This is a genomic window from Alistipes finegoldii DSM 17242 (assembly GCF_000265365.1).
GTDB classification, from domain to species: Bacteria; Bacteroidota; Bacteroidia; order Bacteroidales; family Rikenellaceae; genus Alistipes; species Alistipes finegoldii.
The window spans coordinates 74,858-91,197 of record NC_018011.1; the positions used below are offsets into that span (position 1 = coordinate 74,858).

Here is a 16,340-nt window from a genome sequence, read left to right on the forward strand (position 1 = left end):
AAGTCTGAAAACCATGAACAAACTCATAAAATTAGGATGTATCGCATTGGCAGGCACCCTGTTGTTCTCGTGTGAGACCGATCCCGAAAAACTGGAGATTGTCAAGCCCTACCCCAAGTCGGATCAGTACTACGCCGATCTGCGCGACTATAAGAACAGCGACCATGAAATCGTCTTCGGCTGGTTCGGAAACTGGAGCGCCACGGGAGCCTCGGCGTCCAACTACATGAAATCCCTCCCCGACAGCATCGACATGGTCGGTCTGTGGGGCGGCTGGCAGACAATCACCGAAGCCCAGCGTAAGGATATGGAGGATTCCCAGCACAAGCGCGGTCTGAAAGTGATCGCCACTTCGCTTTTCGACGGATTCGAAATGGGCGTGGCGCCCGACGGCGCGACGGCGGCCACCGAAGAGGAGATGCTGGCCTACTGGGGCTGGGAAGGTCCCTACCGCTCATACGGCAACGACAACCTCACGGAAGGCAATATCGCGGCCATCCAGCGTTTTGCGCATGCTTTCTGCCAACGCATCATCGACAACGGATACGACGGACTTGATATCGACAACGAGCCGAACATCGGCACCGGCAAGAAACCCTACGGCATATCGGGCTTCCCCAACCGCTACAAAGTCTTCATGGATGTCGTAGTCACCTATTTCGGCCGCACTTCGGGCACGGGACGCATACTGGCCATCGACGGCGAGCTGAACGCCAACATGCCCCGCGAATTCGGCAAGTGTTTCGACTACTTCATCTCGCAGGCGTACGGATGCAGCGGCGATTCGAACCTCGACGGACGTCTGCAGAGCTGTGCCAACTACTTCTCGGAGGTTCCGTTCAAGGACGTTGCCCGCAGGTTTATCGTTACCGAGAATTTCGAGAACATCACCTACCGCACCAACGGCGGTGCCAACTACACGACCCGCGACGGCGAGTCGATGAAATCGGTGGCCGGCATGGCGCAGTGGCAGCCGATCATAGACGGAGAAAAGGTGATGAAAGGCGGCTGCGGAACCTATCATATGGAGTACGAATACCGCAATCCCGAACCTTACAAGTTCCTGATCGAGGCGATACAGATTCAGAATCCCGCCCGGAAGTAATCGTTTAACGGACAAAAAAAGAAATTGCCATGAAACTGAAATATAGTTTATTCGCACTGATCGCATTGGCGGTCTCAGGCTGCCAGAAAGCTCCGGTTTACGACGATGTGGTCTACATCGCCGGAGCCGAAGGCGAAGTCCCCACCCTGTCGCTCACACTCGACGACCAGTTTCCCAAAGAGCTGAGCGTAAAGGTCTCGTCGTCGATCGTCGTCGGACACGACACCAAAGTCCGGCTCGTAACCGACCCTTCGAAAATCGAAGAGTACAACACACAGTACGGTAAGAAGGGCGTAATGCTCCCCGAAACGAACTTCGTGCTCAAGAACACCGAACTGACCATTCCAGCAGGTTCGTTTTCCACAGCCGAACCGCTCGTAGTGAGCGTAACCAAAGACGAAGGGCTTAAGGAGGGCGTCAGCTATGTCATTCCGCTGAGCATCGAGAGCGTGGACGGCGATTTGAAAGTCAAGGAGGGATTCCGGACGGTATTCGTCGAAATCGGCCGTATCATCATCGGCCCGGCTGCCGACTGTTCGGGCAGCACCTATTTCAAGGTCGATTTCGCCGAGGGCGAGCAGGACAAATACGACATCTACAACTTGGGCGAAGTCACTTACGAAGCCCGCATCAACCTGCAGCGCTGGGGCGGCTGGTGCAATACGGTGATGGGCCTCGAAGAGAACTTCTGCCTGCGTTTCGTACAGGACGACTTCAAAGGTCAGCTGCAGCTCTCCGGATGGGGCGGCACACTGATGGTTCCTACGGGCGGAATCGCCGTGAGCCTCAACAAGTGGACGCATGTGGCGGCCGTATTCGACGGTCCGAACAAGAAGGTGAGCATCTACATCGACGGCGTACTCGCCTGCTCGGCCGACACCAACAAGACTTCGCTGGACCTCACGCAGGTATATCAGGACGACTCGTTCCGCATCGCCAATTCGTGCAACGACGGCCGCCAGCTGAAGGGTTACATCAGCGAAGCCCGCGTATGGGCCAAGGCTCTCAACGGCAACGACCTGAAGAACAACATGTGCTATGTAGACCCGGCGACGGACGGCCTGCTGGCATACTGGCGCTTCAACGAAAAAGCCGACGGCAAAAAGGTGGAAGACGACCTGACCGGACACGGATACAAGGCGACCTACTCCAGCTCGGCCATGAAATGGGTGGACAACGTCCGCTGTCCCGAATGACGACCGACGTAATACGAACAACAAACAAGCTGCCTTTTCGGGCAGCTTGTTTATTTTTCCGATTTCCGGCTTCGGATTACTCGAAGCGGCCGCGCACCCGGAGGTCGCACAACGGACTGAGCGCATCGCTCACCAGCAGTTCGACATGCACGAAGTAATTCCCGCTCCCGGCCGTGCGGCCGTCCACGCGCAATACGAACGTTTTCGCCCGGCCCGCCGCAATCTCTTCGCCCGCCGCAATCTGCCCCGTCACCCCTTCGGGATATTTCACCGCATAGATCCTAAGCGGCGAACCGCCCTTGTTTTCCAACGTAAACCGGCACTCGGCCGTGCCGTCGGCGGCGCACGTTCCGAAATCCAGCAACGATTCGGCAATTTCCGCCTGCGGACGTTTCCCGCGCGGCATTTCGCGCAATTCGGCCAAGTCACCGATACCGGTTCCGCGCACCACGACCGCCCCTTCGAGCCGCCGTCCGGAAACGGTCAGATAACACGAATCAACGAACGTTCCCCACACCTCGGCAGCGGACAAGTCACAGATGAAAGCGATCTCTCCCTCCGCACCGGGCGCCAGTACGGCAGGAGCTTCGGCCCGCAGAAAGGGAAGCGGTTCAGCGAATTCCGCCCTCAGCCGCACCTCGTACGGTGACGTATTGAGACAGCGCAACGTCAGACGCCGGTCATGCCGCTGCTCCACCATGCGGAAGTTGACCTCCTTAACGCTAAGGCGGATTCCGCCGCCAAACTCCACGGGAAAGCGGTCGGCAGCCGTTTCGGGACGCGCCGCCACACTGCCGCGGATACGGAGCGGCATCATGCGGCTGCCGTCGGTATAGACGTATACCGCCTTGTCGAAAGCTCCCGGACGGTCCGCCGGATCGTAAGCTATCCCGATTTCGCCGCTGCCGCCGGGAAGGACCGGCGCCTGCGAAAAGGTCGGTTTCATACATCCGCAGGTCACGCCGACACGCTCGACGACGACGGGTTTCGTACCGCTGTTCGTGAAGCGGAACACATGCACGACAGGACCGCCCGTTTCGGGAATCGTCCCGAAATCCCACGTTTCATGGCCGAACGCCAAAGGCGGACGTGCCACCGTATCGGGCCGGATCGTCTCCGCGGAGTGATTTCCGGCATTGGCAACGATATTGGCATCGGCCGGAGTTCCACCCCGCTGCCTGCAGGCAACGGAGGTCAATAGACAAGCAATCAGCAGAAAAGTTCTAATCATAAAAACAGCCGGGAGCCGTTTTGCGCTCCAATCTTCAAAATTAGCAATTTTCCGCGTCAGACACAAGCATCCGGTCCGAATTGATCGCGCCGGGTGAGATCGAAATAGTCCGACAAGTTTTTTTCAGCCAAGGTGAGACCGTAAAACCGCCTATTCGTTCACGACCAGCAGCATCGTCAGCAAAGGCAGGTAATCCTTGAGTTTGACACGAAGGATTTTCAGACACTGCTGGATGCGGTAATCCACCGTTTTGGGCGAAACTTCCAGCACGGCGGCGATTTCTTCATAGGTTTTGCGCTGGAAACGGCTCATTTCGAACGCTTCACGGTAGGAGGCCGGGAGATCGGCCACGGCCGCCCGGATATTTTCGCGCAGTTCCTCGACGACGTCGAAGTCGGGGACTTCGAACTGCTCGCACATCTTATTGCGGATATTGCCCAGCACGCGCCGCTCGATGGACTCGTGCCCCAGATAGGTCAGGCAGTTATTGCGCACGGCGCCGAACAGATATTTTGGGAGCGAAGTGCTGATACACAATACCGTGCGGTTTTCCCACAGCCACAGCATCAGGTCCTGCACGATATTCTCGGCGGTCTCCTCCCGCTTGACATACATGCGGGCGTAGGTGCAGAGAGTCGGATAATAACGTACGAAAATCTCTTCATACGCCTTCATCTCACCATCGACCAACCGGTTCAGCAAGCAGGTGTCGGATATCTTTTTCCGTTCGGGCATGATGCGAAATTAATAAAAATTCGGATTTAGATTCCCCGGAATAAAAAAAATTGAAATTTTGTGGTTTTCGTTTAGGAACTTTTGTTTTTGAATAGTCTGTAATATAAAAAGCAGAAAAAACATGAACACCCCGAACATAGAAAAACTCCTTGTCAGATATTACAACGACGAACTGCCGTTCGACCAGACGGCCCGCGTCGCGGCGTGGATCGCCGCCAGCGAGGAGAACCGCAAAATCGCCGAACAAATCTATTACATCTGTTTCGCCGCCGAAACGCAGGAGGCGAAAGCCGCCCTCGACACCGCCGGCGCACTGCGGAAGGTCAAAGGCCGCATCCGGGCCGAAAAATGGCGCCGGACACTCCGGCAGGTCGAGCGCGCGGCCGCCGTCATGCTGCTGCCCTTGGTCGGCCTGTCGGCCTATCTGCTGATGCAGGTGGGATACAAATACAACAGCATGGTCGAAATCCGCTCCACAACGGGTATGGTCAGCTCCGTCACCCTTCCCGACGACACGCGCGTATGGCTCAACTCCAACTCCTACCTGCGCTACCCCGCCAAATTCACCGGCAAGGAGCGCCGCGTGGTGCTCTACGGCGAAGGCTACTTCGACGTGACCAAAGACCCCGAACGCAAATTCGTGGTCGAAGCGCAATCGACCGAGATAGAGGTTTACGGCACGGAGTTCAACGTGGAAGCCTATGACGACGAATACATCCGCGCGACACTCGTGTCGGGGCGCATCGGCATGAAGTACGACGACGCCAACCACCGCAGCCAATTGGTGCAGATGATGCCCGACCAGCAGATAACCTACAACGCCCGCACGGGGGTAATCTACCTCAACACGGCCAACATTCCGTGCAATACCTCGTGGAAAGAGGGCAAGATCGTCCTCAGCAACACCCCGCTCAAGGACGCCCTGCGCATGATCGGCAACAAATACAACGTCTCGTTCAACATCCGCAACGACGAACTGCTCGGAAACACCTTCACGGGTACGTTCTCGAACCAGAGTCTCGACCTGATCCTCAAACACTTCTCCATTTCGTCGAAGATCAAATTCCGACGGATCGACCAGACGGCCGGCGACAAAGCCTCGGCGGGCCGGGCCGTATTCGAAGTCTACTGAAAAACCGCACGAACCGATTTACCTACAACCATAAACCAAAAAACCGAATGACACCATGACACCGACCTGACACAAAAAAACATACGGAAAGACCTGCACGTCCTCCCGTATGCCGAATCGTTAAGATCACCCGGCCGCATGAAACGGCCGGACTAACCTAAAACTCAATTCTTACAAACTTATGAAAAAAATCTTTTCCACCCAAATTATGGGGGGGGGAAATTTACACCGTACCCCGGCAGCCGGAGTCAGCCGCTCGGTCCGGTCGTATGCACTGGCGTTGTGCATGGCGTTCGCAATCGCCGCCGTCCCCGTACAGGCTCAGGTAAAAAACATCACGCTCAAGGCTTCGAACACCCCCGTTTCGACGGTGATGCAGCAGATCGAGGAGCAGAGCGGCTACACCTTCTTCTACAACACCAAGGATATTCCGCTCGACCGGAACGTCACCCTTTCGGTCGCGAACAAGGACATCCGCGCCGCACTCGACGAACTGTTCCGCAACACCAACGTCAGCTATTCGATCGACAACAAGAGCATCATCCTCTCGGCCCGCGGGGGCGCGCAGCCGCAGCAGGCCAGCCAGATCACCGGCAGGATCGTCGATAAGAACGGCGTGCCCGTCATCGGCGCCACGATCATGATTTCGGGCACCACGCAGGGCACGACCTCCGGCGTCGACGGAACGTTCGCACTCCAGTCCAACGTCTCGCCGGCCGGCATGATCCTCGACGTTTCGTTCATCGGCTACAAGCCGCAGCGCATCTCGGTGAACAACCGCACGTCGCTCTCCGTCACGCTCGAAGAGGACGACCAGCAGATCGAAGCGGTCGTGGTGACGGCGCTGGGCATCAAACGGCAGGAGCGCGCCGTATCCTACAACGTGCAGAAGATATCGGACGAAGTATTCCTGACGCGCGACGCCAATATGGTCAACAGCCTCGCGGGCAAGATCGCCGGCGTAACCATCAACGCCAGCGCCGCAGGCGTCGGCGGCGAAACGAAGGTCGTGATGCGCGGTTCGAAATCCATCGCCGGCAGCAACAACGCCCTTTACGTGCTCGACGGCATTCCGCTGCCGTCGCTCTCGCTGACCAACCCCGGCGACGAGTTCACCATCATGCGCGAGAACAACCTCACGGGCGACGGCATCTCCAACTTCAATCCCGACGACATCGCGTCGATGGCCGCGCTGACCGGCCCTTCGGCCGCCGCGCTTTACGGTTCGCAGGCTGCCAACGGCGTGCTGATGCTCACCACACGCAGCGGAGAAGAGGGCGTCTCGGTCAATTACAGCAACAACACGACCTTCATGTCGCCGTTCCTAACCCCGGCCTTCCAGAACACCTACGGAGCCAAGGACGGTTATTACGCTTCGTGGGGTTCGAAGCTCGTCACCAAGCAGTCGTGGACGCCGACCGACTTCTACCAGACGGGATACAACACTTCGAACTCGGTGGGACTCTCCTTCGGCGGTAAGAAGAGCCAGACCTATGTTTCGGCGGGCGTGGTGACGGCCGAGGGCATCATTCCGAACAACGAATACAACCGTTACAACTTCACGGCCAACCACAGCTCGTCGTTCCTCGACGAGCGCATGCACCTGAGCGTGCTGGGCATGTACATGAACGTCAATGAGCAGAACATGCTCTCGTCGGGCCAGTACTACAACCCGATGATACCGGTTTACCTCATGTCGCCGAGCGACGACATCCGCAAATACGCCGTCTACGAGCGTTACAACGCTTCGCGCAACTTCCCGGTGCAGTACTGGCCGTGGGGATCGCAGAGCCTGCAGATGCAGAACCCCTACTGGATCACCAACCGCAACATGTTCAACACGGGCAAGGACCGTTTCCTGTTCGGCGCCTCGCTCAAATACGACGTGACCGACTGGCTCGACATCACGGGACGCGCCCGCATCGACTACACGCACATCACGGCCGAGCAGAAGAACTACGCTTCGACGCTGGGACTCTTCGCCGGCGACAAGGGCCGCTATTACAACAACACCTACACCACCTCGCAACGTTACGCCGACGTGCTGGCCAACGTCCACAAGACCTTCGCCGACGGAGCGTTCTCGCTCAACGCCACCCTCGGCGCCTCGATCGAGGACTACAAGCACCGCGCGATACTGCTCGGCGGCGACCTGACGGGCGTGCCCAACCTCTTCACGCTGGCCAACATGACCACCAACAAGAGTCAGGCGAAGGAGACCATCAACGACCAGACGCAGTCGCTTTTCGCCACACTGCAGCTGGGTTATAAGAATATGGTATTCCTCGACGTGACGGCGCGCAACGACTGGGTGACGGCGCTGGCCAATACCTCCAAGACGTCGATGTTCTACCCGTCGGTAGGTCTTTCGGCCGTGCTGACCGACATCTTCAAGGTCGATTCGCGCGTACTGTCGTTCGCCAAGATCCGCGCATCGTACGCCGAAGTGGGCAACGCCCCGATGCGCTGGATCACCATTCCGACCTACCCCGTATCGGACGGCACGCCGCAGACATCGACCTACCTCACCTCGGACGACTTCAAACCCGAACGCACCAAATCGTGGGAGGTCGGCGCCGACGTCCGTCTGTGGGGCAACAAGCTCATACTCAACGCAACCTACTACAGTTCGCGCACCTACAATCAGGTTTTCAACCCCGACATCTCATCGACATCGACCTACAGCAGCCTCTACGTCAACGCCGGCCGCGTGGACAACAAGGGCGTCGAGGTGTCGGCCGAGCTGAACCAGAACCTCGATCCCGTGAAGTGGTCTTCGAACCTCGTCTACTCGCGCAACCGCAACAAGGTGGTCGACATGCTCGACTCCTACAAACTGTCGAACGGCACGGTGATTTCGCAGGATTCGATGGTCATGGGCGGTACGACGGGCGTCAAGATGGTGCTGCGCGAAGGCGGCCAGATCGGCGACATCTACGTCAATACGCTCAAGACCGACGAGCACGGCGCAATCTGGGTATCGCCCACCGGCAGCAACGTCGCCCCGGCCAAGGACACATGGATATACGCCGGCAACAGCAATCCGAGCTACACGCTTTCGTGGCGCAACGAATTCAACTGGAAAGGTCTCTCGCTGGGCTTCATGTTCAACGCCCGCGTAGGCGGCGTAGGCGTATCGCTCACGCAGGCCGCGATGGACTACTTCGGCGTCTCGGAACGCACGGCCACGGACCGTCTGAACGGCGGCGCGCTCGTAAACGGCCAGCGCATTCCGGCCGAAAACTACTACCAGACCATCGGCGGCAACGGTGCCGACGCCATCGGCGCCTGCTATGTCTACTCGATGACCAACGTCCGGCTGGGCGAGCTGACCCTCGGCTACGACATCCCCGTCCAGAAGTGGTGCAAGTGGATCAAGGGACTCAACGTCTCGTTCATCGGCCGCAACCTCTGGATGCTCTACTGCAAAGCGCCGTTCGATCCCGAAACGGTCGCCGGTACGGGCACCTTCTCCTCCGGCATCGACTACTTCATGCAGCCGAGTACGCGCAACCTCGGATTCTCGGTAAAAGTGACCTTCTAACTTCAACATTACAGTCTTATGAAAAAAGCTAACGGCATAAAACTCCTGACGCTGGCCGGTCTTATGGCGACCGCGGCCTGCACGGGCGATTTTCTGAATAAAAACACCAACCCCGACCAAGCGACCGACGAGATGCTGTCGTGGGACAACCTCTCGACGGGTTCGGCCTTCGCGCAGATGACCAAGAACGTCATCCCCTCCTTCCAGCTGGTCGGCGACAAGGAGTACGGCAGCGCCAACTATCAAGTCATCGAGGACCTCGCGGGCAACATCTTCGCCGGCTACACCGGAGTCATCAACACCAGCTTCACGGGCAACAACCTCTACAACGTCACGGGCAAGGACTGGTACAACGCCATGTTCAACGACGCCTACACCCGCGTCATCAGCGCATGGAACCAGCTCGATCCCCAGCGCGGCGAATTCCCCGAAGTGGTCGCCCTCGCCGACATCGTGAAGGTCGCCGCGATGCACCGCGTAACCGATACCTACGGTCCCATCCCCTACCTCAACATCAGCAGCGGGGACATCAACAAGGCCTACGATCCGCAGCAGGCGGTTTACAAACGCTTCTTCGAGGAGCTGGACGCCGCCATCACGACGCTGACCGCGTTTTACGAGGCACAACCCGGCACCAAACTGCTGGAGGCTTACGACAACGTCTTTTCGGGCAACGTGAGCGGCTGGATCAAATTCGCCAATACGCTGCGCCTGCGTCTGGCCATGCGCGTGGTCTATGCCGACGCGGCGCTGGCCCAAGAGCAGGCCGCAGCCGCCATCGGCAATCCGGTCGGCCTGATGACCGGCGCCGCCGACCTCGCGGAGCTGCACAAACCCGCCACCGGTTCGTGGGAATACCCGCTTTACATGATCCAGTACAATTTCGACGACTCGCGCATCGGCGCCACGATCGAAGCCTACATGAACGGCTATCAGGACCCGCGCCGCGGCAAGTACTTCGTGGCGACGGCCAAGGGCGAGTACCACGGCGTACGCACCGGCATCACGCCGACTTCGTCCTATGCCGATTCGGAAGACCTTTCGCGCGTAAACTGCACCAACAACGACAACATTATGTGGATGACGCCCGCCGAAGCATGGTTCCTGCGTGCCGAATACGAGTTGCGCTGGGGTTCCGAGTCGGACGCGGCAACCTATTACGCCGAAGGTATCCGCACTTCGTTCTCGACGCTCGGCGCCAGCGGAGCCGAAGACTACATCGCCGACAAGGAGCTGACGCCCGGCAGTTATACCGACATGGTCACCGGCGGCAACTCGAATCAAAGCCCGCTCGCCTCGATTCCCATCTGCTGGAAAGCGGGCAGCAACTTCGAGACCCATCTCGAACAGATCATCACCCAGAAGTATCTGGCCATGTTCCCCGAAGGGCAGGAAGCTTGGTCGGAGTTCCGCCGCACGGGTTATCCGCGCATCCTGCCGGTCCTCGTCAACAACAGTGGCGGCAAGATCAGCACCTCCAAGCAGATCCGCCGCCTGAACTACCCCTCGACGGAGTACAGCACCAACGCCGAAGCCGTCGCAACGGCCACGCACACACTCAACAGCGAATCGTCGAACCCCACGGGCGACAACGGCGGCACGAGCGTATGGTGGGACAAGAACCCAAGATTATAAACCGAAAACCTGAACAACCATGAAAAAGACAATAACGACCCTTGCCGTCATATTTGCGGTATGCGCCGGATTTACGGCATGCGACACGGACGCCGAGCCGCTGAACCTGCAGCCGGCTTACAAATACTCGGAAGAATATTACGCCAACCTGCGCGCCTACAAGGATACCTTCAAGGAACGCTCGCTCTGCTTCGTATGGTTCTCGGACTACGACCAGAGCTACTCGATGGCTTACCGCTTCGCGGGGCTTCCCGACAGCGTGGACATCTGCTCGCTCTGGGGCGGCTACCCCGATCCGGTCAAGAATCCGCTGGCCTACAAGGAGATGTGGGAGATGCGCAACAAGAAGGGCACCCGGCTGGTGATGCCCACGATCATCCGAATCATGGAGAACGACAACTTCGCCAACTTCGGACTCACGTACGAAGACATGGTCAATCAGACGACCACGATCGACCCCGACGGCGTTTATCCCGACTGGTGCGTGCTCTACGGCAACCACCTGCTCAAAGACGTATGGGAGTACGGCATCGACGGGTTGGATCTCGACTACGAGCCGGAATCCTCGGACGAACGCAACTACGGAATCTACGGCGATCGCATGACCCTGTTCGTGCAGTATCTCGGCCAGTTCATCGGCCCGATGTCGCCCAACCCCGAAAAACTGCTGATCGTGGACGGACACACCCCGCCCGCAGAGACGGAGCCTTACCTCGACTACTATGTGAAACAGAACTACGGCAGCAGCAGCGTCTCCTTCACCTCGACGTTCCCCTATGAGAAGCAGGTATTCACGGAGAACATCGGCGCCTATTGGCAGACCGGCGGCGGCATGGAGGCGCAGGCGGCGGCCAAGGCCCCGGAAGGCCATTTCAAGGGCGGTTTCGGCGCATTCTTCTGCCTGCGCGACTACCACACTTCCGATTCGGGCGCCGACAAGGAGATACCCTACGGCCACCTGCGCCGCGCGATTCAGCTGCAGAACCCTGCCGTAACGAAATAACCTGAAACAGAACCTGAACCATGAAAAATATCACGAAATACATACTCGCGGCCGCAGCGGCGTTCTCGTCGCTCACGGCGTGTCAGGAGTTCGAAGACTTCGACAAGACCATCGACGGCACTCCGGGACTGGTTTACGTCCAGACCGGCACGGAAAACCTCTACACGATCCGGGTCGTACACAAGCCCACCGGCTCGACCGGCGAATTCTTCACCGAATTCCCCGTCCGCTGCAACACCACGCGCCATGCGGGCGTCAAGGCGACCTTCGTCTACGACGCTTCGCTGGTCGAGAGCTACAATGCCGAGCACAAGACCTCGTATGCGGCGCTGCCCGCCGAGTACCTGACGCTCGAAAACACGACGCTGACCGTGCCTGAAAACGCGACGGCATCGGCCGACTCGGTCAAGGTGACGCTCACGGGCAACCTCTCGCTGCTGACCGAACGCAACTACTTGGCGCCGCTGCGCATCAAGGCCGAGGGCATCGACGCCAGCGAAGTCATGGGAGCGGTCTATGTGGCCGTAGCGACCGAGATCAACCTCATCCGCGCCATCGAATCCACCGACGACATGGTCGGCTTCACCGCCACGGGCCGCAGCGCGTGGACGGCCGACTGCGGCAATTACGCCAATCTGTTCGACGGCAGCACTTCGACGTCGGTCGATTTTCCGGAACAGTACGGCAACGTGCTCAATATCGACATGAAAGAGCCGCAACTGGTGACCGGACTCTGTCTGGGATACGGCTCCGTGCCCTCGGTGTCGATCGAATACAGCGCCGACGGCGAGACGTTCTCGCAGGCCGGAACTCCCGTATCGGGCGAATACGTGACGAGCGGCTCCCGAATGTACGCCGCATTCTACGGACATATCGAAGCCCGCTACCTGCGGCTGACCATCGGCTTTTCGAGCAGCTGGAGCAAAACCCTTTCCGAAATCGACATCTACAAGATCGACAGCGAAGATCCGACCGTCTATGCCGTAACCGGCACGGAAAACCTCATCACGGGTAAAATCACGCACCGGCAGACCGGTTCGACCAGCGACGTGAACGCTTCGTTCAGCGCATATGCGACGGTAGCTTCGACGAGCGGCTACACGGTGTCGGTCGCAGCCGACAACTCGCTGGTCGCCGCTTACAACACGGCCCACGACACTTCGTACGCGGCGCTTTCAGCCGAATACCTGCAACTGGACAACAGCACGCTGACGATCGCCGCCGGGGCTTACAAATCCGAAGGCGAAGTGACGGTTTCGCTCAAGGGCGACCTGACACGGCTGGGTGACCTCAACGGTTATCTCGCGCCGCTGAAACTCTCCTCTTCGGGCGCCGGCACCAGCGCCGGCCGCGGCGTGGTCTATCTGGCCGTGAAAGTCGAGCAAAACAAGATCCGCCCCATCACGTCGGTAGACGACATGGTCGGATTCCCCGCCGCAGGCCGCACCGCATGGACGGCCGACTGCCCGGATTACGCCAACCTGTTCGACGGCAGCGCCTCGACGCGGACCAACTTCACCGACCAGAACGACAACGTGGTGACCATCGACATGAAATCGACGCATATGGTGACCGGCATCGACCTCAACAGTGCAGGCATCTCGTCCGTTTCGTTCGAATACAGCACCGACGGACAGACCTTCCTGACGGCCGGCACTCCCGCATCGAACGAATACGCGACGTCGGGTTCCGACCGCTACATCGCCTTCTACGACTACCTCGAAGCCCGCTACCTGCGCCTGACCATCAGTTTCTCAAGCAGCTGGAGCAAGTACATCAGCGAATTCAACATCTATGAGATCGAGAGCGACGAACCCACGGTCTACGCCATGTGCGGCAGCGACAACGTGCTGACGGGCGCCATAGCCCACACGCCGGGCGGTTCGTTCAACGGACTCAACGCGGCGTTCAACGTCTACTGCACGGTATCCTCGGCAAGCGGATATTCGGTATCGGCAACGGCCGACAACTCGCTGATCGCAGCCTACAACTCGGCCAACGGCACCTCTTACGCCGCACTTCCCGACGGGCATCTGCTGCTGGAGAACAACCCCTGCGCCATCGGCCCGAACAACAACAAGTCCGACGGACAAATCAAGGCCTCACTCACGGGCGACCTGACGGGCCTGACCAATGCCAAAGGCTATCTCGTGCCGCTGAAACTCTCGGCGCAAGACGCGGTGACCAGCAGCAGCCGCGGCGTGGTCTACCTCGTCATCACCCCGGCGGAAGAGCTTTTCCGCAAGAACTTCACCGTGGCCGACATCACGGGCGCGCTCGTGGCCGACCGTTCGGGCTGGAGCATCACCGGCGGCGATTACCACAGCGGAAGCTGGCCGGAGGTAATCGACGACAGCACGGACACCTTCATGCGTCCGTGGGGAAGCCCCATCATGTTTACGATAACCTTCGACAAAGAGTACGAGATGACGGGACTCCGCATCACGGCCCGCACGGACAACGCATCGTATCAGAACTACCAGCCCAACGCCATAACCATCGAATACAGTCTCAACGGCGAAGACTACACCGAACTCGGCACGGCGGCCAGCGCCGACGGCAGTCTGCTGAAAAACGTCCCCTCGTCCTATGTCGCGCTCTACGGTTCGCAGAAGATGAAGTACATCCGTATCACGGCATCGTACGGCAGCAACATGGGCGTCGGCGACTTCAACATTTACGCAAAATAAACCTAAACAGAGCTATGAAATTCAATCATATTCTTTCCGGATTGGCGCTCTCCGCGGCCGTACTGGCCGCCGGCTGCCAGAAATCGCTGGAATATTCCGACGTGGTCTATTTCACGGGCACCGAGAATTCGAACATCACCAACATGTACGTCGACGGTCCTTCGTCCATGGGCGTCACCGTCACCTCCTCGTGCAAGATGGCGGCCGACGTGCAGGTTGCGCTGGCGGTCGATGCCGCGGCCGTCGATGCCTATAACGCCCTGCACGGCACGGACTACCGGATGCTGCCCGCCGGCAGCTACCGGCTCTCCGACGACGCAGTAACCATCGCCGAAGGCACCAACGTCTCGACGCCCTCCTCGTTCGAAATCGTCTCCATGGACGATTTCGACGAAGGCGCACACTACTGCGTACCGCTGAAGATCACGGGCACCTCGAACGGCATGGGCGTTCTGGAAGCGTCGAGAACGCAGTATATCTTCATCAGCCAGATCACCACCACGCGCGGCATCAACCTGAAGAACAGCTGGTATATAACCATGGACGGCATGGTGGACGATCCCGCGCTGAAAGATCTGCCGGCCTGCACGATGGAAATCCGCATGTATGCCAACGGCTGGAGAACTTCGGGACATATGATCTCGTCGCTGATCGGCGTCGAGGAGAACTTCCTGCTGCGCGTCGGCGACGAGAGCATCAAGAATCCCGCGCAGTTGCAGCTCGCCGGACGAGGAACGTCGATCACGGCTCCGAACGCCCTGAGTCTGGGACGCTGGTACCACATCGCCGTGGTGGACAACGGCTCCGAAATGACGATCTACATCGACGGCAACGCCGAAATCAGCGTAGACTCGTCAAGCAGCAAGGCCATCAATCTCGGATTCTACTACAACAGTCCGTTCGCCATCGGCATGTCCGCCGCCGACGTCCGTTACTTCAACGGTTACGTCAGCGAGGCGCGGGTGTGGAAACGCGCCCTGACGCCCACCGAACTCAAGAACAACCAGTGCTACGTCGATCCGGCCACCGCCGAAGGGCTTATCGGCTACTGGCGTCTGGATCAGGTCGAAGACGACGGTAGGACGTTTACCGACCTCTCCGGCAACGGATACCACGGCAAGGCTTCGTCGAATCCCATCTGGACCGGCGAAATCAAGTGCCCCGTCGTAGACTAACCTAAACAGCTAACGAATCAACGGGTCGGGCGGCCGCCGGAAAAGCGGCCGCCCGCAACCCTTAAAAAACAGGAAATCCATGCGCATCCTCAAGGCGATGGCTCTCATCGCGACAATACTGGCTCCGCAGGTGGCTCCTGCCGCCAATCCGCGCCTGCTGCGCTTCGAAGAGCCGGTGAAGAATCTGGGAAAGGTAGCCGAAACGGACGGAACGGTACAACTGCGCTTCGAATACACGAACATCGCCGACAAGGAGGTGACGCTGCTCGACGTGCATACCCAATGCGGCTGTGCGCAACCCGCATTCAGCCGCAAGCCGGTAAAGCCGGGCGACAAAGGAATCGTCGAAGTGACTTTCGACCCCAAAGACCGATACGGGGATTTTTCCATCGGGCTGACGGTCATCGCGGGCAACGGCAATTACCGGAAATTCAACACGCTGGTCGTCAAGGGCTACGTAATCAGCCGGATTCCCGAAGCCGAAATCAGGTATCCCTATGCACTCTCCGCGGCGCTGCGCGCCGACAACAGGGCGATCGGCATGCGGCAGCTGAGCCGCAGCGACCCCAAACGCACACGGCAGCTCCGGCTGCTGAACACTTCCGCGAAAACCTTGCGGCTGGCTTACCGGACTGACAGCGGACACCTCGCCCTGTCGGGTCCCGGCGAAATCGCCCCCGGCAAGGAAGCGGTGCTGGAATTCACGCTCGATCCCCGAAACATGCCGGACGGACAATTCGTCCTGAAATGCACCGTCAGCACGCAGGACGAAGAGATCCCGGTAGAGGTCAAGGGACAGATCGTCGGCCGGTAGACGGCAATAAAAAACATAACAGCGCGACCGTGCTCACGGCACGGACTGCGGCCGTATGCCGCCTGACCCGCGAAGGCCGG

The 16,340-nt window shown here is 58.9% G+C and carries 11 protein-coding genes; 9 read left to right on the forward strand and 2 right to left on the reverse strand.

The features are described from left to right. The first annotated feature begins 13 nt into the window (after nt 1-13). Entirely contained in the window at nt 14-1,105 is a 1,092-nt protein-coding gene (locus tag ALFI_RS00355) for a glycoside hydrolase family 18 (protein ID WP_009597289.1), read from the forward strand. 29 nt (nt 1,106-1,134) lie between these two features. After that, complete coding sequence (locus tag ALFI_RS00360; RefSeq protein WP_014774323.1) at nt 1,135-2,301, forward strand: DUF1735 and LamG domain-containing protein; 1,167 nt, start codon at nt 1,135-1,137, stop codon at nt 2,299-2,301. 76 nt (nt 2,302-2,377) lie between these two features. Here the strand turns inward: ALFI_RS00360 and ALFI_RS00365 are convergent, their stop codons facing one another. Continuing rightward, nucleotides 2,378-3,532 carry a DUF1573 domain-containing protein gene (locus tag ALFI_RS00365; RefSeq protein ID WP_014774324.1) on the reverse strand — a complete coding sequence of 385 codons (1,155 nt, stop codon included), beginning with the start codon at nt 3,530-3,532 and terminating at the stop codon, nt 2,378-2,380. 150 nt (nt 3,533-3,682) lie between these two features. Then, on the reverse strand, nt 3,683-4,267 hold the full coding sequence (locus tag ALFI_RS00370; protein WP_009597302.1) for an RNA polymerase sigma-70 factor: 585 nt from the start codon (nt 4,265-4,267) through the stop codon (nt 3,683-3,685). Between the two features lie 121 nt (nt 4,268-4,388). On the opposite strand from ALFI_RS00370, the gene ALFI_RS00375 reads away from it, so the two are divergent. The 7 genes from ALFI_RS00375 (at nt 4,389) to ALFI_RS00405 (ending at nt 16,260) form a co-directional block, all read left to right on the forward strand. Next, a complete protein-coding gene (locus ALFI_RS00375; RefSeq protein WP_014774325.1) occupies nt 4,389-5,399 on the forward strand; it encodes a FecR domain-containing protein in 1,011 nt (336 codons plus the stop codon). 181 nt (nt 5,400-5,580) lie between these two features. Further along, on the forward strand, nt 5,581-8,943 hold the full coding sequence (locus ALFI_RS00380; protein WP_014774326.1) for a SusC/RagA family TonB-linked outer membrane protein: 3,363 nt from the start codon (nt 5,581-5,583) through the stop codon (nt 8,941-8,943). A gap of 18 nt (nt 8,944-8,961) precedes the next feature. Further along, nucleotides 8,962-10,578, forward strand: coding sequence for a SusD/RagB family nutrient-binding outer membrane lipoprotein (locus ALFI_RS00385; protein ID WP_009597263.1), 1,617 nt, complete (start codon nt 8,962-8,964; stop codon nt 10,576-10,578). 19 nt (nt 10,579-10,597) lie between these two features. After that, complete coding sequence (locus ALFI_RS00390) at nt 10,598-11,581, forward strand: glycoside hydrolase family 18 (protein WP_009597267.1); 984 nt, start codon at nt 10,598-10,600, stop codon at nt 11,579-11,581. Nucleotides 11,582-11,601: 20 nt separating this feature from the next. Then, nucleotides 11,602-14,271, forward strand: a complete 2,670-nt coding sequence (locus ALFI_RS00395; RefSeq protein ID WP_014774327.1) for a BT_3987 domain-containing protein — start codon at nt 11,602-11,604, stop codon at nt 14,269-14,271. Nucleotides 14,272-14,285: 14 nt separating this feature from the next. Further along, nucleotides 14,286-15,446 carry a DUF1735 and LamG domain-containing protein gene (locus ALFI_RS00400; RefSeq protein WP_014774328.1) on the forward strand — a complete coding sequence of 387 codons (1,161 nt, stop codon included), beginning with the start codon at nt 14,286-14,288 and terminating at the stop codon, nt 15,444-15,446. 79 nt (nt 15,447-15,525) lie between these two features. Then, nucleotides 15,526-16,260, forward strand: a complete 735-nt coding sequence (locus ALFI_RS00405) for a DUF1573 domain-containing protein (RefSeq protein WP_014774329.1) — start codon at nt 15,526-15,528, stop codon at nt 16,258-16,260. Nucleotides 16,261-16,340: the final 80 nt, after the last annotated feature.